The sequence below is a fragment of the Thalassovita aquimarina genome (genome assembly GCF_018219815.1).
Classification (GTDB): Bacteria; Pseudomonadota; Alphaproteobacteria; order Rhodobacterales; family Rhodobacteraceae; genus Thalassobius; species Thalassobius aquimarinus.
Genome location: NZ_JADMKU010000002.1, coordinates 266836 through 284516 on the forward strand (window position 1 = coordinate 266836; position 17681 = coordinate 284516).

General features: G+C 63.9%; 14 protein-coding genes. 10 read left to right on the forward strand and 4 right to left on the reverse strand.

Annotated elements, in window-relative coordinates:
* Positions 1 to 404: 404 nt before the first annotated feature.
* Positions 405 to 1409, reverse strand: coding sequence for an NAD-dependent epimerase/dehydratase family protein (locus IT775_RS03815; protein WP_212699750.1), 1005 nt, complete (start codon positions 1407 to 1409; stop codon positions 405 to 407).
* 780 nt (positions 1410 to 2189) lie between these two features.
* Here IT775_RS03815 and IT775_RS03820 point away from each other — a divergent pair.
* From IT775_RS03820 to IT775_RS03860, 9 genes are all read left to right on the forward strand, one after another.
* The gene (locus IT775_RS03820; protein ID WP_246525290.1) at positions 2190 to 2822 is read left to right on the forward strand and encodes a sugar transferase; all 633 of its coding nucleotides are present in this window, start codon (positions 2190 to 2192) and stop codon (positions 2820 to 2822) included.
* A 40-nt stretch (positions 2823 to 2862) separates the two neighbouring features.
* Positions 2863 to 4029: a glycosyltransferase family 4 protein gene (locus IT775_RS03825; RefSeq protein WP_212699751.1), complete on the forward strand. Its 1167-nt coding sequence runs from the start codon at positions 2863 to 2865 to the stop codon at positions 4027 to 4029.
* Positions 4026 to 4844, forward strand: a complete 819-nt coding sequence (locus IT775_RS03830; RefSeq protein WP_212699752.1) for an AAA family ATPase — start codon at positions 4026 to 4028, stop codon at positions 4842 to 4844. Before IT775_RS03825 ends, IT775_RS03830 begins: the two co-directional genes overlap by 4 nt.
* Before the next feature lie 440 nt (positions 4845 to 5284).
* Positions 5285 to 7339: a DNRLRE domain-containing protein gene (locus tag IT775_RS03835; RefSeq protein ID WP_212699753.1), complete on the forward strand. Its 2055-nt coding sequence runs from the start codon at positions 5285 to 5287 to the stop codon at positions 7337 to 7339.
* Between the two features lie 42 nt (positions 7340 to 7381).
* Positions 7382 to 8920 (forward strand): lipopolysaccharide biosynthesis protein, encoded by a 1539-nt coding sequence (locus IT775_RS03840; RefSeq protein WP_212699754.1) that lies wholly within the window; start codon positions 7382 to 7384, stop codon positions 8918 to 8920.
* On the forward strand, positions 8917 to 10458 hold the full coding sequence (locus IT775_RS03845; RefSeq protein ID WP_212699755.1) for a nucleoside/nucleotide kinase family protein: 1542 nt from the start codon (positions 8917 to 8919) through the stop codon (positions 10456 to 10458). The genes IT775_RS03840 and IT775_RS03845 overlap by 4 nt, the downstream gene beginning before the upstream one ends.
* A 2-nt stretch (positions 10459 to 10460) precedes the next feature.
* Entirely contained in the window at positions 10461 to 11738 is a 1278-nt protein-coding gene (locus IT775_RS03850) for a polysaccharide biosynthesis/export family protein (RefSeq protein ID WP_212699756.1), read from the forward strand.
* Positions 11735 to 13246, forward strand: a complete 1512-nt coding sequence (locus IT775_RS03855) for a GumC family protein (protein ID WP_212699757.1) — start codon at positions 11735 to 11737, stop codon at positions 13244 to 13246. The genes IT775_RS03850 and IT775_RS03855 overlap by 4 nt, the downstream gene beginning before the upstream one ends.
* Positions 13227 to 14624: an O-antigen ligase family protein gene (locus IT775_RS03860; protein WP_212699758.1), complete on the forward strand. Its 1398-nt coding sequence runs from the start codon at positions 13227 to 13229 to the stop codon at positions 14622 to 14624. The genes IT775_RS03855 and IT775_RS03860 overlap by 20 nt, the downstream gene beginning before the upstream one ends.
* Before the next feature lie 17 nt (positions 14625 to 14641).
* On the opposite strand, the gene IT775_RS03865 is transcribed toward IT775_RS03860, so the two are convergent.
* Positions 14642 to 15811, reverse strand: coding sequence for a TIGR03862 family flavoprotein (locus IT775_RS03865; protein ID WP_212699838.1), 1170 nt, complete (start codon positions 15809 to 15811; stop codon positions 14642 to 14644).
* A gap of 91 nt (positions 15812 to 15902) precedes the next feature.
* On the opposite strand from IT775_RS03865, the gene IT775_RS03870 reads away from it, so the two are divergent.
* A complete protein-coding gene (locus tag IT775_RS03870) occupies positions 15903 to 16199 on the forward strand; it encodes an HNH endonuclease (protein ID WP_212699759.1) in 297 nt (98 codons plus the stop codon).
* 99 nt (positions 16200 to 16298) lie between these two features.
* Here IT775_RS03870 and IT775_RS03875 read toward each other — a convergent pair whose 3' ends face one another.
* Complete coding sequence (locus tag IT775_RS03875) at positions 16299 to 16904, reverse strand: enoyl-CoA hydratase/isomerase family protein (RefSeq protein ID WP_212699760.1); 606 nt, start codon at positions 16902 to 16904, stop codon at positions 16299 to 16301.
* Positions 16901 to 17647, reverse strand: a complete 747-nt coding sequence (locus IT775_RS03880) for an SDR family oxidoreductase (RefSeq protein ID WP_212699761.1) — start codon at positions 17645 to 17647, stop codon at positions 16901 to 16903. The genes IT775_RS03875 and IT775_RS03880 overlap by 4 nt, the downstream gene beginning before the upstream one ends.
* Positions 17648 to 17681 lie beyond the last annotated feature (34 nt).

Below are 17681 nucleotides of genomic sequence, written 5' to 3' on the forward strand. Positions count from 1 at the left end.
CACATCCGCCCAACTAGCTCCTCAGGGGCACCACGTCAGCCTCTGAGGACCATTTCCCCCGCTCAAGGGCATTTTCCACCAATGTGCCCCAGGCCTCCATCATGCGGATCTTCTGAGGCGAAAGCGCAGCTTGGTTATATGCTGCGGACACTCCCACGCGGGTCGCAGACTGTCGGGGGTTGAGCAAAGCGTCCGCGACAGCCGGATCGCCGATCCCCTGTTCCGCCAGCACCGTCATGAAGGTGCGGCGGAGGTCGTGGAAATTGAAGTCAGAAGCACCCGATCCCGCCGTACACGGTTCTTGAATGGGGTCCATGACTTGAACGACTTACCACTTACCAAAATATGACCAATCACTCGGGTGGTTTCCCCCCGGTTGACCGGGCTCGCCGTCATGGCGCCGCTTAGCAGTCGTAATACTCCCGGTACCAGTCGACGAAGCACTGGACCCCTTTGTCGACCGGAATCGGCGTGATCGGGCCGGCCAGTCGCGTCAGCAGCATGGTGTCGGCCCAGGTCGCCGGTACGTCACCGGGCTGCATCGGTATCAGATTGCGATCAGCGGATCGTCCCGTGGCGGCTTCGATCGCAGCGATAAAATCAGTAAGCTGGACCGGTTGCGAATTGCCGATATTCACGATCCGCCAGGGGGCCACCGGCGACAGGCTATCTTCGGCGCAGACGCTTTTCCCGTCGGGCGGGGGCGGCTGGCCGGCCAGCCGCCACAGCGCTTCGACAAGGTTGTCGATATAGGTAAAGTCGCGCTTCATGTCGCCGAAATTGTAAACGTCGATCGGGTCGCCATTCAGGATGGCGCGGGTGAACTTGAACAGGGCCATGTCCGGCCGGCCCCAAGGGCCATAAACGGTAAAGAATCGGAACATCGTCGTCGGCAGGGCAAACAGATGCGCATAGGAATGCGCCATCGCTTCCGTCGCCTTCTTGGTCGCGGCATAGAACGACATCTGGTGATCGGCCCGCATCGTCTCGCGATAGGGCATTTCGGTATTGGCGCCATAGGCCGAAGACGTCGAAGCCAGCAGCAAATGGCGCGGCGGGTAGGCGCGGGCCGCTTCGAGCAATTCGAAGCTTCCCACGATATTGCTGTCGAGATAGTCGCGCGGCACCTCGATCGAATGGCGCACCCCGGCCTGGGCGGCGAGGTGGAAAACCAGGTCGAATCGCTGTTCAGAGAAAAGCCGCATCAGAAGACCCGGCTCCTCGACCCTGCCCTGCACGAAGCTGAAATCGGGGCCTTGCAGGAGGTCGAGCCGCGCCTGTTTCAAAGAAACGTCGTAATAGTCGGTCATGGCGTCCAGGCCAACAACCTCGAAACCTTCTGCGCTCAGGCGGCGGCAGAGATGAAATCCGATAAAACCGGCGGCGCCGGTCACAAGAGCTTTAGGCATATCAACGTCCCGCTCTGGAAAAATCAGTAACTCAAACCCTTAAATCTTCCCGACTGGGCTGTGTCAGACAAATCGCCTTACGACCCAAATCTTGCCTTCCTTGTGCCGAGGACCACAATCCGTTGTGGCCTTCGCGGGTAACAAATTTCCTCAGTCCTCGGCGTCATCTCAATCGCGGTATGCTGGCGACCGGGAACCGTCTTGAACAGCCTCGGCCCTGCGTCAGAAAGTGCCTTTACGGCAGGTCCGGGGCCGTCTTTCCGGGCGCCTTCGGCAAAGCCGGATTGTAACGGAAATGCGGCAAAATCATGTCAAAATTACGTCGGCATTGCGTCAATATCGTGACAGAATCATTGACTCACGCCATGATGAGTGTCAATTAAAATGCTTATTGCTTGAGAGATTGCTTGATCTCTTCGAGATTTGGGATTTCGCCGTTTGCCTAATCAATGGGAAAGGCGGAACTCCGCAAACCGAAGAACCTAAATTCCGGACCATACAACTTCACTCCGGAATTTCGTGCGTCGGAAATTCGCGACGTATTTCGACCCCTACTGAAGCCGACCCGAATTGGATTTCGGAATCGGACGCATTCTCTCTGAGTCCTGAAATTCAGGCGATGCGTTTTGTATCGCAGACAGCTCTATTGAGCTGCCGCTGGAAGTGCGCTTCCGCGCCAGGAGGAACTATTTCATGTTACACGCATCCAGAAACAGCAATTCTTCTGCGTTTTCGAATGCAGTTTACGGCCCCACCCGAAACCGCAAATTCTCACCAAGGTTGGACCGGCGCCCCATCGCCACCCTTTATGCGCAATGGGGAAAGAGGGTTTTCGACATTGTCTGCGCTCTTCTGCTCCTGCCCCTGGTTCTGCCGGCCATCGCGATCCTGACGGCAATCGTCGCTCTCGACGGCGGCAAGCCTATTTACGCGCATCGCCGCGTCGGGCTGAATGGCCGGGTATTCCCATGTTTCAAGATCCGCACCATGGCCGTCGATTCCGAGGCGCGCCTGAACAAGATCCTGCGCGAAGACCCCGCGGCGGCCGCGGAATGGGCAAAGGATTTCAAGCTGCGCAACGATCCGCGCATCACCCGCATCGGCCGGTTCCTGCGGAAGACGAGCCTCGACGAACTGCCGCAGATCTGGAACGTGATCCGGGGCGACATGAGCCTCGTCGGGCCGCGCCCCGTCACCAAGGATGAACTGCCGCTCTACCGGCATGTCGTCGACAGCTACATGAGTGTGCGCCCCGGCGTGACCGGCTTGTGGCAGGTCTCGGGCCGCAACGCGATCAGCTACGAGGACCGGGTCGAACTTGACCGGCGCTACACCAAGCGCCTGTCGTTCCTTGAGGACCTCCGGATCATGCTCATGACACTGCCGGCCGTTCTCCGGATGACGGGAGGTTGATCTTGATTGCGCACGAAACACCATGGCGCGGGGTGACAGGATGAAAATAGTCCACATCCTCACGCGCCTTCTTCGCGCGGGTTCCGAGGAGAACACGCTGCTGACGGCCGCCGGTCAGGTGGCCGCCGGGCACGACGTGGTTCTTATGCATGGCCGCGACGTGCTGCCGGAATTCGCGCGGGATCTCGCCCCGGGCGCAAGGCTTGTCACCGCGCCGAGCCTGGTGCGGAATCTCAGTCCAATACAGGATTCGCGTGCCGTCCTCGAGATCAGGCGAAGCCTTGCGAAAATCCGCCCCGACGTGGTGCATACGCACCAGTCCAAGGCGGGCATCGTCGGCCGCTTCGCCGCCGCCTCGGCCGGTGTTCCTCTCGTCGTTCACGGTGTTCATATCCTGCCCTTCCTGGGTGTCGGACCGGCTCAAAAGGCCGTGTATCTCAGGCTCGAACGGGCGGCCGCACGAATGACCGACGGATTCATACATGTCAGCGAAGGAATGCGCGGCGCCTGCCACGAACATGGTGTCGGCACGGACCGGGCGCATTATGTCGTTCCTTCAGGCTTCGATCTGTCGCGGTTCCGGAATGCGGAACCGCCGTCGGACTGGCGCCAGATTCTCGGCATCGCCCCCGGCGATCCGCAACCGTTCGTTATCGCCATGCTTGCCGCGCTCGAACCGCGCAAACGGCACCTCGATCTGCTGCGGCAGAGCGCGGGCTTTCTCAAGCAATTCCCCCAAGTGCGCCTCGTCTTCGCGGGCGACGGCCATCTCAGGGCCGAGGTCGAGGCCGCGATCAAGGAACTCGGTCTGGATCAACAGGTCGCTTTGCTCGGATACCGCAACGATCCCGAGCGCATCATCGCGATGGCCGACATCTGCATCCACACGGCCGAACGCGAAGGGCTGCCGCGCTCTGTCCTGCAGTATCTTGCGGCGGGACGCCCGGTGGTACTGTTCGACCTGCCCGGCATCGAGGAAGTCGTCACCCATGGCGAAAACGGGTTTGTCGTGCCCCAGAATGACTGGGGGAGCTTCCTCGAAAGGGTCGGTCAACTGGCCGCGTCGCCGGAACGGCGGGCGGCAATGGCCGGCAAGGCCCGCGCCACTCGGCTTGAACGATGGGACGAAAAGTTCATGGCGGAACGAACGCTCGCGATCTACGAGGAACTGCTGCCGCGCGCCGTATTCAGCGAGGCTTCGGCATGAACCAGTTTTCCGAAACGTGGAAGCCAGGAATCGCGGTCGCGCCGGAATCAGGACCGATCATCGAATTCTTCGGCCTGCCGGGATCGGGCAAGACCACCGTTGCACGCAAGCTTCATGCGATGCTTTCAGCAACGCAGCCCGACCTGATCTTCGCGCCCGCCCTTCTCGGGGACGGCGCGGGCGCCGCGGCGCGCGCAACCTCGAAGCTCGGGCTCATCCTGTCCGACCTCGGCCATGATGGCGCCGGTCGCGACGCGGTCAGGCTGGCCATGGCAATCCGGCAACCGCGCTTGCGCGACAAGTTCCGCGCCGTCTTCGGGATTGCAACGATGATGTCTCTTTATGCGCGGCTCGAACGGCGCGGCCTGAGCGCGGTACTCGACCAGGGGCTTTTGCAAGCGCTCTGGTCGGTCCAGCTTCGAACCGAGGACGACGGTTGCCGTGCGCTCGTCCGCGAGTGCTTGTCGAACGCGGCCGGCACGGGCCGCGTCTATGTCTCCGTCGAAACGCCCGCAAGGATTTGCATCGATCGCCTCGCCGCGAGGCACTCGAAGCACTCGCGCCTGCAAAAGCTCGGAACCGCCGACGCCGACCGTACCTGGGAAAGGGCGGAGTTCCTGCGCCGGGCGCTCCTTCGCGACCTTCAGACCGCTGGCCGCAGGCATGGCGTGGCGCCGCGGATCATCGTCATCGACGGGACCACGGATGCGACCGACACGACGGGCCAGATCGTGGCGCAACTGCGGGAAAACCGGCCCGCGCACCGGCCGCACCGGCCGCACCGGAAGACAGAACATCAGGAGATGAAAGCGTGAATATGTTCGCAACAATACGTCGCATGACAATTCGTCTATTCGCCGAACGGTTCCCAATTCCCGGATTCCTGCGAGCGGACCAAACGCCAAAAGGTTCCCAGCTGATCGAGGATATGGTAATTATATAGTTTCGGTATTGGCTTTTGAGTTCATGAGAATTCCTCTCATTTATAGGTAAGCAAATGTCGACGACCGCAAATCATAAAAATGTCACTGGGCATGGTGACACAATCGACACCTTCATTTGGAAAACCCTTTCGAATGAAAGTTCCGAAACCCGACTCGAAGAGTCCGATAATTCAAGTGGTGAAAGCCAGGGATTTCTCTGTTTTCCGAACATTTTCTGGGACGACCAAATTCTTCCCGATCCGGCGAACAATTCAGTGACATCGTCCTCCTCGCTAACCGACGAAACCCGCGGTTCGGCCGGGCTCCACGGCTTGATCGATGGCCGCACGGGCCAGTCGATCCGGTCATTGGCGCCATCCGGCGATGACACTCAAGATGACGGCCAATCGGACACGGGCTGGGTCTACCCCACATCGGTCGTGCGGGCCAACACCCTCTTCACCGAAGGATCGGGATTTGTTGATGTGAAGCGGGACCTGCAATCCTGGCAGGACTTTGGCTGGCTGCACAGCGGCAACGGCGGCGACATCTGGAATTTCCAGGCATCAAGAAGCGCCGACGATTCAAACCTTTCGGTGCTAGACGGCGGTTCGCTCTCCACCGCGCTGTCGTCCACCTTTCTCGCCGCGGCGGCGTCGGAAATAACCATCTCCTTCCAGCAGAATGTCGGGGGCTATGTCGGGACGATCGACACCTTCCTGCGCGAAAGCCGCCCCGGCAACAGCTATGACACCAAGCCCTATATCGACGTCGATGGCGCGGACAAGAGGGGGGGCGAGATTCAGGGACTGCTGCAATTCTCGGATATCTTCGGCGATGGGCCGGGGCAGATTCCGCTTGGCGCGACCATAACCTCGGCGACGCTGTCGTTGACGGTATCCAACGGGACGCGGAACCCGGTATCGTTCTACATGATGGCTGACGACTGGACGATCCGCCAGGACCTGAGCTGGAACGGCTTCACCGACGGCATTCAGACGGATGGCATCGAAGCCTACACAACGCCCGATGTCGTCCTCAGCCGCATCAGCAAGGGGACCGAAATCATCGATGTGACCAACAGCCTGCAGTCCTGGTCAGACCAGACCGCGCTGAACCGCGGCTGGCTGTTGAGCGATGCCGGCGACAATGGTTTCCGGTTCCAGTCATCCGAAAGCAGCGGAGCCCCGATCCTGTCGGTCACCTACACGATTCCGACCGATCCGGTGCCGGGCATGACGGTCACCCAAAGCGATGGATCGACGGTCGTCACCGAAGGCGGTGCCGGTGACGGCATTTCCATCGTGCTGGATTACGCGCCGACCTCCGACGTGACGATCACCATAACCACGACGGGTCTGGACGACATCAATTACGCGCCCCAGCAGCTGACCTTCACGGCCGCGAACTGGCAGACGGCGCAGACCGTCACGCTCAGCGCGATCGACGACGCGCTGACCGAGGGCACCGAGAGCTTTTCACTGTCTCTGACGGCGACAAGCCTCGATACGGCTTATGACGGCATGCATACGAATGTCGGCGTCTCGGTCATCGACAACGACGCCACGCAGCTGCCGCTTTCCCCCGCGGTCATCGCGATCCATGACACGACACAGTACTCGGCGGGCGATCCGTCGGGCTATGGTTCGGGCGATCCATCCGGGATTGCATACGTGCCCGAACTCGACCTGCTGTTCATCGCGGATTCCGAACATAACGAAAGCCCGTATTACAGCCCCGTGAACCTTTTCGCGACACGGCTCGACGGGACATTCGTCGCGTCCTTCTCGCTGCAAAGCTACAGCGACGAACCGACGGGCGTCGCCTACAACCCGTTCAACGGCCTTCTCTATATCAGCGACGACGACGCCAGGCGGATTTTCATCACCGACCCGAACGACCCGACAACGCTGATCGGATCGATCGATGTCGGTGCGCTCGGGATCAGGGACGCCGAAGATCCGGTCATCGATCCGGTGACCGGGCATATATATCTGCTCAACGGGTCAAGCCGGCAGCTGGTCGAACTGTCCGAAACCGGCGATCTGATCGAAACGATCACCCTGCCCGATGCAATCAGCGATGCGGAGGGGCTGGCTTACGATGCCGCGCACGACGTCTTCTACGTCGCGAGCGGTTCGACACGCGGCACCATCTTCGAAATCGACCGCGACGGCAACATCCTCGACCAGACCGACCTGCTGAACGACTACAGAAGCCCGATCACCGGCGGCAAACCGAAGCTGAAGGGGCTCGAAATCGCGCCCAGCAGCGATCCGGATGACGGCGACAAGATGTCTCTCTACGCCGTTGATTATGGCCACGACCAAGTGCCGGACGGGCGCTTGTTCGAAATCGACCTCCACCACGATTGGCTCATTGCATGATTGACGGAGGGGCGACCGAAATCGGGACGCATATCCCTCGTCGTGTCGGAGACTGACGCGATGGCGGGCGGGCGCAAACTCACGGAAACGACGATCGCCGGTATTGGCTGGACCTCGATGGCGGTAGGGGCGCGGGCCCTGCTGCAAATGATCGCGATCATATTTCTGGCGCGCCTGCTGTCGCCGGAACAGTTCGGATTATATGCGGCCGCAATGGTCGTCGGCAGTTTCTGCGCGATCTTCTCCGAACTCGGCGTCAGTCCTGCAATCGTTCAGCGCCCGGCGCTTGAACCGCGCCATATCCGGACGGGTTTCACCCTGTCGGTGGCGGTGGGCCTTTTCGTGGGGCTGATCGCATTCTTGCTGGCCGATACGATCGCCGGTTTCTTTCAGATGCCGGCACTTGCGGGCGTGGTCCGGGTCATGGCCATCGGGTTCCCGCTGCGCGGCATCGCGACGGTGGCGGAGGCTCTTGCCCTGCGCGATTTCCGCTTCCGCTGGCTTGCGCTGGTCGAGGCGGGCGCCTTCGGGATCGGCTTCATCGTGGTGGCGCCAGTGCTCAGCCTGCTGGACTTCGGGGTGCATGCGCTGGTCGGGGCCTACCTGACGCAAAACGCCGTCCGAACGGTGGTTCTGCTTGCCTGCCAGCCGCATGAAAAGCGGCCGATGCTCGAACGCCGGGCGATCGGCGAACTTATCTATTTCGGCACCGGTTTTACCATCGCGAAGTTCTGCAACTACTTCGCGACCCAGGCCGACAACCTGGTCGTCGGGCGCTGGCTCGGGCCGGCGGCGCTCGGCCTCTACGGTCACGCCTACCACCTGATGGCCGCCCCGGCGATCCTTGTGGGTCAGGCGCTCGACCGGGTGATGTTCCCGACCATGGCCAGCGTCCAGCACCAGCGCGAACGCCTTGCGCGCGCCTATCGTAGCGGCGTCTATGTCTGCGCCACGGTGATGTTCCCCACGGGGGTCGTCGTCGCCATCCTGGCCCCCGAAATCGTGCTCATCCTGCTGGGGCCGGCCTGGATCGGCGCAGCGGTGCCACTGCGGTTGCTCGCCCTCGGCATGCTGTTCCGCACCAGTTCCAAGATCAGCGATTCAATCGTCCGCGCCACCGGCGCGGTCTATGCCCGCGCCTGGCGTCAGGGCCTGTTCGCCGTGGCCGTCCTGCTGGGCGCCCTGATCGGACAAAACTGGGGCCTGATCGGTGTGGCGACCGGCGTCTTCTGCGCGCTCGCGTTCAATTTTCTGATGATGGCGCATCTCAGCCTGCGGCTGACCTCCATGAGCTGGCGCACCTTCGGGCAGGCCCATTTGCCCGGGCTGCTGTTCGCGGCGATCCTGGGCGGCGGCAGCCTTGTCGCGGCGACGGGACTGCGCGATGCTGGCGCGGCAACCGGCGCGGTCGTGGCCGGGACGGTCCTGCTTGCCGCGCTGCTGGTGCCGCTTCTCGTCTGGACCCGGCCCCGGTTCTTCCTCGGGCCCGACCGGGTCCAGCTTCTGCGCGCGCTCGCCAATGTCGGACCCATGCGGATGCGGCGCGGCGTTGCGCTTCTTCAAAGGCGGATTTCGGGATGAAGAGTGAAAGACAACACCTGCTGGGCGCCCCGGCAAGCGAAATCCCATCGGCACCGGATCCCGGCCTTGCCGTGGTGCAGCAGCTGTTCGGCCGCCTGCATGCTGCGGACCTGCGCTACTGCCACTGGAAAAGTAACGAACATCTCGACGCCGCGGTCCACGGTCAGACCGACCTCGACGTACTGGTCGAACAGCGGCGCGGCGACGACCTGCAGCGCATCCTTGCCGAAAGCGGCTTTCGCCGTTTCCAGGCCACCGCGCTCACCGCCTACCCGGCGGTCGAGGATTACCTCGGCCTTGACGAAGCGACGGGAACGCTCGTTCACCTTCATCTGCATCATCGCCTGACGCTCGGTCAAAAGCACCTCAAGGGCTACCGGTTGCCATGGGAAGCCCAAGCGCTCGCCACCCGCAGGCTCGACCCGGATCACGGCGTCTATGCCACTGCGCCCGAAATGGAACTCGTGCTGCTGCTGGTGCGCGACGCTCTCAAGCGCCGGCTGAGAACGCGCGTCGCGGCGGTGCTGCGGCCAGAGGCGGGGAACGGCGATTTCGCACGCGAATTCGACTGGCTGGTCGAACGGACCGAGGCGGACGCGGTTGTCTCTCTTGCCATTGAGTTGATCGGGCCGGCCGTGGAAGAACCGCTGCGCCGCATCCTCGCAGGCGGGGCCCGGCACCCCGACCGGGCGGCATTCGCGGCGGCGGTGCGCTCCGCGCTCCGCCCGCACCGAACCTTTGGCGCCGTTTCGGCAGCACTGCGCATGAAGGTAAGGGAAGGTTACTGGATTCTCGGCGGGTTGAGCCGCCGATGGTTCCACTGGGCGATCCCGTTGCGCCGCACGTCGCCGCGGGGCGGTGTCGTCATCGCTTTTCTTGGTTCCGACGGGTCGGGCAAGTCGACGTTGCGTGAAGATACCGTTTCGTGGCTTGGACAGAAACTCGACGTGGTCCCGATCTATTTCGGCAGCGGTGACGGTCCCGGTTCGCTGCTGCGGCTGCCCCTGCAGATCGCCCGCCGGCTTGTCGACAAGCGCGCCCCGAGCGGCACCCCGAGCCAGCGACGCAAGGGCTGGCGCGGCCGGCTGCGGGCCATCGCGCTGATTCCGTGGGCGCTCAGCCTCGGCCTCGAGAAGCGGGCGAAGCACCGGCGGATGATTCGTGCCCGCAATCGTGGTATGGTGGTTGTCTGCGACCGCTATCCGCAGGACCAGTTCCAGGGCTTCAACGATGGTTGCCTGCTCGGTGGTCTTGCCGCATCGCCCTCGCGCCTTGTCCGGGCGCTGGCGAAGTGGGAGGCCCGCATTTATGCCGATGCCCGTCGCTCTCCGCCGGACGTGGTGATCAAGCTCATCGCCTCGCCGGAAGTGGCGTTGTCCCGCCGCCCCGAGATGAGCGACGAGGAGATCAAGAGCCGGATCGCCGCAGTCCGCGCGCTTCGTTTTATCGACGGAACGCTCGTGTTCGAAATCGATGCCGACCAACCGCTCGAGGAGGTCGTGCAATCCGTCCGCCGTCTGATCTGGAAGGTTCTGTAATGATGACCACGCCGATCCGTTCCGCCACCACATGGCGCCTGCCGAAGCCCGGCAACCCCATTGCGGCCTTGCGCCTTCTCCTGGTCGCGCTGCTGACGCTTCTGGCGGCACCGGTCATGGCCGGTGCCGAAGAATACCGGCTGGCGCCGGGCGACGTGCTGCATGTGCTGGTCGTCGGGGCCCCTGACCTCAGCATCGACGTGCCGATCGAAATGAACGGTGCGGCATGGTTTCCGCTGGTGGGCGCGATCGAGGCCAACGGCAAGACGCTTGACGAGGTCCGCCGCGAAACCGCCGAAGCCTATGCCGCGATGAGCCTGTCACGCCGGGTCGCGCCCGGTGGCGGGCTGCCCCAAGTCATCGAAACGAACCAGGTACTTGTCACCGTGGTCGCCTACCGGCCGATCTATGTCTCCGGCGACGCCGTCGGCGTGCGTGAGATTCCGTTCCGGAGCGGCATGACCCTGCATCACGTGACGGCGCTGACAAGCGGCGGACCGCCGCGCGACACCCAACGCCCGGCCTCCAGCGACGAAATCGCGGCCGCCGCCACCGCGCTTGCCAACGAATACGCAAGGATCTGGCGCCTGAAATCCTTTCTGGGAACCGACACGCCCAAGGATTACGAACGCATCTTCGTTGCCCATGTTCCGGCGATCGACAGCATCGTCAGTGTCGAACGGTCGATCCTTACCGAAACCCGCGCCGCGATCCGGACACAGAAGCTGCAGCTGCGCGACGAAATCGCACGCGTGCGCAAACGCATCGCCGTTCTGAGCCAGCAGAAGCAGAACGAGGACGACGGCCTCGCCATCGACGAAAAGTACCTCGAAGATGTCCGGGCCCTGCACGAAAAGGGGCTCGCTGCGCTGTCGCGGGTCGCCGAAGTGCGCCGCGCCGCGCTGGTCACCGCCAGCCGGGCGCTTCAGATCGACGTCGCATTGGAAGATGCCCGGGCCGAGGCCGCGAAGCTCGCTGCCGAACTCAGCGCCGTCGACAGCGATGCGCGCATCAGCGCCTGGAAGGATCTCGGCGAAGCCGTGGCCCGCGCCCAGCAACGGCAGGCCAGCCTCGCGGCGCTGTCGGCGAGTGCCGGGGAAACCCTGCGGCAGCTTTATGGGATCAAGCCGACGGCCAAGGTAACCCGCGACGGCGTCACGCTTGGCCCGGCCGAAACGACACCATCGCTCGCCCTGATGCCGGGCGACATCGTCGAGTTCCACCTGCTGCCCCCGGGCATGGCCGTGACGTCCGAAGAACAGAGGGCCGAAACGCAATGAAAGATTCCGATCAATCCGACGATCCGTTCGACGCCTTCTGGCAATACGAGAACCCGACGGTCGAATCCTTTCTCGGGGTGGCGAAAACGGTGCGCGGGCGCAGGATTGGCGAAACAGGAGGCGGTGTAATGATGGACGGCTTCGAAAATTCCGACGATCCGCTCACGGTCGACTGGCGGGAAAATCCGCCGAGCGTCGCGTCCTTCCTCGGGGCCGTCCGGCGGCAGGCGAAGACGGTGCTGCTCTGCGGTGCCGCCAGCCTGCTTCTGGCGATGGCGATCATCGTCTTTTCGACGCCGATGTATACGGCGCGTGTTTCGCTTTATCTCGAATCCGCCGCCGGCAACGATCTGCGCTCCGAACTGGGGACGGCGATCGATCTCGACACCAATGCGGAACTGATCCGTTCAGACACGACCACCGCCGCCGTGATCCGCCAGCTTGACCTTGACACGCAGCCGGAATTCGCGCCGCAGCCCAGCACCCTCGGGCGCTTGGTTGCCACGCTCAGGCAATGGACGGGTCGCGCCGCGCCGGACAGCGAACCGTCCGATACGATGCCGGTGGTGATCGGCAAGGTCAGGAAAGGTTTGAACGTCGCCCGCAAGGGCAATACGCGGCTCATCGAACTGCGCTTCACCTCGACCTCGCCGACGCTTTCGGCCGACATCGCCAATGCCTTCGCGCGCACTCATCTGGCTGAAGCCGCGGATCGGGATGCGACCGTAACGGCGCAACGGATCGCCCAGCTGGAAATCCTTTCCGAACGGGCGCGCGAGAAGGCGGCCGACGCCGACACGCATGTCCGTTCCCTGCTGCGCGGAACCGACAGGGTCGCCGCTGACCCGCAACAGGTCCAACAACGAAGTTTCGCGCTGCGCCAGCAGCTCTCGGCGCTCGAGGCCAAGGCCGCGGCCCTGACGGCCAAGCTGTCACGGATCGCGCAGTACGAACAGACCGGCGATACATCGGCCATCACCATCGACACCCCGGCCAGCCGGCGGTTGCTGACCGAACTCGCCCAAGCAAAGGATCGGCTTGCCAAGGTCCGGCAGGGCTCGGACGCCTCGCCGCAATCCGTGGCAGCCATCACCGGCAGCATCGCAACCCTCGAGGCCAGCCTCAGGCAGGAAGTGCGCCTTGCCGCCAGCGCGATCGAGGTGGAGCTCGAAACCACCCGGGCCGAGCGGCAAAGCGTCAGTTCCGAGATCGGCCGCCTGAACGATTACGTCGCGAGCGATACCTGGGCGACGCTGCAGGCAGCGCGGCGCGACAAGATATTCTACGACGGCGCCTATCACGAATACCTGAGCCAGCTCGAACAGGCCCAGCTCGCGCCGCAGAACCATTCCGGCCTGCGCATCGTCGCTGACGCCGTCCCCCCCACCCTGCCCAGTTCACCGAACAAGATGGTGGTGCTGGCGATCTCTCTGACGCTGGGCATCTTCCTGGGGATTGGTCTTGCCGGATTGATCGAATGGAAACGCAATGAGCGTTCGCGGGCCTGAATGGCCGCCGCCGGGCGGCGCGGGCTTCTTTCCGGGCGGCGCGATGTCCGCGCCCGCCCCGGCCACGGGGTCCCTGCCGGTCTATTTCGCCACGCTCTACCTTGCGCTGCTTGCCGTCCCGGCTCTCATCGACCTGCCGGGCGGCGCGCCGCTGGCCCTCGTGGTGATGCTGGTCGGGTTGCCGATCTGGTACGAAGCGGCACGGGCCCGGCGCACGCCGTTCGACGCGGCTGCCAACCGCGCCATCACGGTCGTGCTTGCCTGCGCCGGATTTCTCATCGTCTGGTCGCTGCTGTCGACCTTTGGCGCCGCCCAGCCGCTGCGGGCGAGCCGTTATCTTTCCACGCTGGCCTCCGGCTTCGCGATCTACCTGCTTGTCCGCGGCACGGTCACGCGGCAGCGGGTGGCGCGCTACGTTGACATCGTCGCTGGCACGTTGGCCCTGACCGCCATAGTGAGCCTGCTCGCCTACGATATCGCGCCGTTGCACCAGATCGTTTTCAAGGGGACCGACCGCGCCGCCGGCCTGTTCAAGAACCCCAATCAGTTCGGGATGGCGATTTCGACCTCGATCCCCGCCGCCATGGCGCTGCTTTTATCCGGGCGTCGGCGGCGCCTGTTCCGGCTGCTCTGCCTGTTCCTGATGCTCCTCGGCCTGGTGGCCTCCGGGTCCAAGACCAACCTGCTGCTCGCCTGGGGGGCGATCAACGCGATGCTGCTGGGCTATGCCGTCATCGCCCATTCCGGCGTGAAACGGATCGGCATGATGACGCTGTACCTGGCCTGCAGCGCAGCGCTTACCGGGCTTGGCGTCCTGGCGCTCAACTTCCTCAACCCGCGCGCATTGGGGCTTCTGACCCAGTTTTTCAACAGCCAGCAGGAACTGGATTCGCTGACGACCCGGGGATTTTTGTGGTCCTACAGCATCGACCAGTTTCTCGCCGATCCGTTCCTGGGTCAGGGGGCGAGCCAACGCATCGACATTTTCTACCGCGAAGCCGACGTTTCCCACAGCCACAACGTGCTGCTGGACTACATGCGCACGCTCGGAGCGCCGGGACTGCTGCCCGTTACGGTGATGATCGGCACGGTGGTGCTCCTGTGCCTGTGGTCGATGGCCGGGTCGCTGCGCCGGACGGGCGCGGCGCCCTCTGCCCGCCTGATCTGCTTCGGCCTGTCGCTCAGCCCGCTGATCTATGTCGCGGCGAACATGTCTAGTGATTCCTTCGGGCCGTCGACAAGCCCGTATTTCTGGCTGTTCGCATATCTCTCTTTCGCCGCGCGCCGCCTTTTATCTTCGCCCAATGCCGGCAAGCGTCTCATGCCGTACCGACACCATGCGGACCGCAGGCGGTCACAGCCATCCGAAGGCCCCTGAGCCCCCTTGCCTGGCGATCATGGCCGCGCCCGCCGCTGCAGATACGCCGCCGCGGCCCGCCCGGCCCAACGCCCGGTCGCCAGGCACCCGGTCAGCAGGTACCCCCCGGTCGGCGCCTCCCAGTCCAGCATCTCGCCGGCGACGAAAACACCGGGTCGCGCGGTCAGCATCAAACTGTCATCGACGGCATCGAACCGTACCCCGCCGGCAGTGGAAATCGCCTCGTCCATCGGTCGGGGCCCGACCAGGGGCACCGGCAATTTCTTCAGTACCGGGGCGATATCGGACGGCAGGGGGCGGGCGAATTCCATGATCAGGGCCAGCTTCGCAGGATCCAGCTTCAGCGCCTTGCGAAGACGGTTTTTCAGGCTCTGTTTCGGCCCGACCCGGCTCAACCGGTCGCGGATATCTTCCACCGACAGATCGGACAGCAGGTCCAGGTGCAAGCTTGCCCCCTCGCGCAACTGCCGCGACACCGCGTAAATACCGCCCCCTTCCAATCCGCGTTCGGAAATCAGGCATTCGGCGCGCACCCGTTCATCCCCGGCTTGCAGGGTAATGTTCTTCAGCGGCTGGCCGAAATGGGGCCGCATGTGATCCGACCAATCGACCACGAATCCCATATTGGCCGGCTGGAACGGCGCCAGTTCCCGCGCCTCGAACATCCCGGCCCATTCCCCGTCCGATCCCAGCCGCGCCCAGCTTGCGCCGCCACAGGCCAGGACGCAGATATCGGGCCGCAATTCGCGCGCCCCCCCGGGGGTATCGAACCCGAAACCCCCATCCCAAGAAACCCAGCGCCAGCGCGTCCTGATCTCCACACCGCTTTGCGCCAACCGGCCCAGCCAGGCACGCAGCAGGGGCGAGGCCTTCATCGCCTTGGGAAACACCCGGCCCGACGAACCGGTGAACAACTCCTGCCCCAGCGCTTCGGCCCAGGCTTGCACCTGCTCCGGCCCGAAATCGCGCAGCATCGGTTCCAGCACCGGCGCGGCGTCCCCATAGGCCGACAGGAAACCCTCGAAATCCTCCGCCTTGGTCAGGTTCAGCCCCGATTTCCCCGCCATCAGGAATTTGCGCGCGACCGAGGGCTTGGCCTCGGCCACCACGACCCGGTGACCGGCCCGCGCCAGCTCCTCCGCCGCCATCAACCCGGCGGGTCCCGCCCCGATCACCAATGCTGCGATACGTTCCGCCACGCCCGATCCCCTTGCCAGCGGCCACGCAGGGCCGCACACTCCGTCATGCCGCGCCGAGTTGCCAGGAACAAGCCCCGCGATGCCCGACGATCCGATCTGCCCGCTATGCAGCCGCTCCATTCCGGGCGATGCGAAACAAAACCTGCATCACTTGGTGCCCCGGCTGAAGGGCGGCAAACACGGCCCCACCGTGCTGCTGCACCAGATCTGCCACAATGAAATTCACGCCACGCTGAGCGAAGCGGACCTCGCCCGCGACTACAACACCATCGCGGCGCTCCAATCGCACCCCCGGCTCGCTACATTCATCACCTGGGTCGCGAAACGCCCGCCCGGCTTCCATTCCAAAATCCCGGGCCCCCGCCGCAAACGCTGATCCGCTTCTTCTTTTCATAAATATCCCGGGGGAGTCGCCCGGCACGGGCGGCGGGGGCAGCGCCCCCAATCTGCTTCGCCGTTCAGGCGAAGCCCCCGATCAGCGGCACATCTCCTTGATCCCCGCGGCGATCTCGGGCTTCGCCGCCAAGGTATCCGCCGCGATCTCCCGCGCCGCTTCCACCACGTCGCCATCGATCAGGCGGTCCACGAGACCGAAACGCAGCGCCTCCTCGGCACTGATTTTCTGCCCGCCCATCAAGATCAACTTGGTCCGCGCCGGGCCGATCAGCGCCGCCATGCGCTCCGGGTCGGACGGCTGCGGAAGATACCCCAGCTTCATCACCGGATAGAAAAACTTCGCCCCCGGCACCGCCAGCCGGATGTCACAGGCCAGGACCATCCCGTTGGCGCCCCCCGCCAGCGTGCCGTTCAGCGCCGCGATGGTCAGCCCGGGCAGCGCCGCGATGGCCCCCGACAGCCGTTCCCACAGCGGCGAAGTGGCAAGCCCGGCCTTGGCCGCCTCAAGGTCGGCCCCGGCGCTGAACACCTTGCCCGCCCCGGTCAGCACCAGAACCCGCGCCTCCTGCGCGCTTTCGGCGATCTCGCACAGCCGTTCCAGCATGTCCGCGGTCAGCGAATTTGCCTTGTCGGGCCGGTTGATCGTCACGATCCACAACCCGCCGTCTTTTTCCAGCCCGATCATATCAGCCCCACCTGTTTGCGGATCTCCTCGTCGCGCAGCGACACTTCCTGACCGCAAAGCCCGTCGCCCGCCGGGCCGCACATCCACAGCAAGCATTTCGCGGGCCATTCGGTCGGAATGTGGTCTTCCCAGTTCAGCTCGGACACCTTGTTGATGCCGCTGGCCTTAATTTCGCGCTGCATCTGCGTGGCCACGGTACCCGGTGAAAGCCCCATGATTCGAACCCCCTTGTCGCCGCATTCCAGGTCGGCGCAGCGGGTCAGCATCGCCGCCCCGGCCTTGGAACTGCAATAGTGGCTCCAACCGTCGAGGGGGTTATGCGCCGCGCCGGAACTGATAGTAATGACGGTGCCCCGGCCCCGTTCGGTCATCCCGGGCAGCGCCGCGCGCATGCCGTTGAAAACCCCCTTGAGATTGATGTCGATGGCACCGCCCCAGCCGTCGGGATCGGCTTCAAGAAGCGAGGCGATCGGTTCGATCACCCCTGCGTTGTTGATCAGGATGTCCAGCCCGCCGAACCGGTCCTGCGCCGCGGTCACCGCGCGCTCCACGTCAGCGTATTCGGCCACGTCGCCGGTCACGGCAATACCGCCGATTTCCTCGGCAATCCGGGCGATCTCATCGCCCGAGCGGGCCATCAGAACCACATTGGCACCCGCCGCCGCGAACTCCCTTGCCGCCGCCGCGCCAATGCCGCGGCTGGCACCGGTGATCAACACGGTCTTATCCTGAACATCGCTCATCTGTCATCTCCCTCGGAACGGTCCAAGTGGTAAA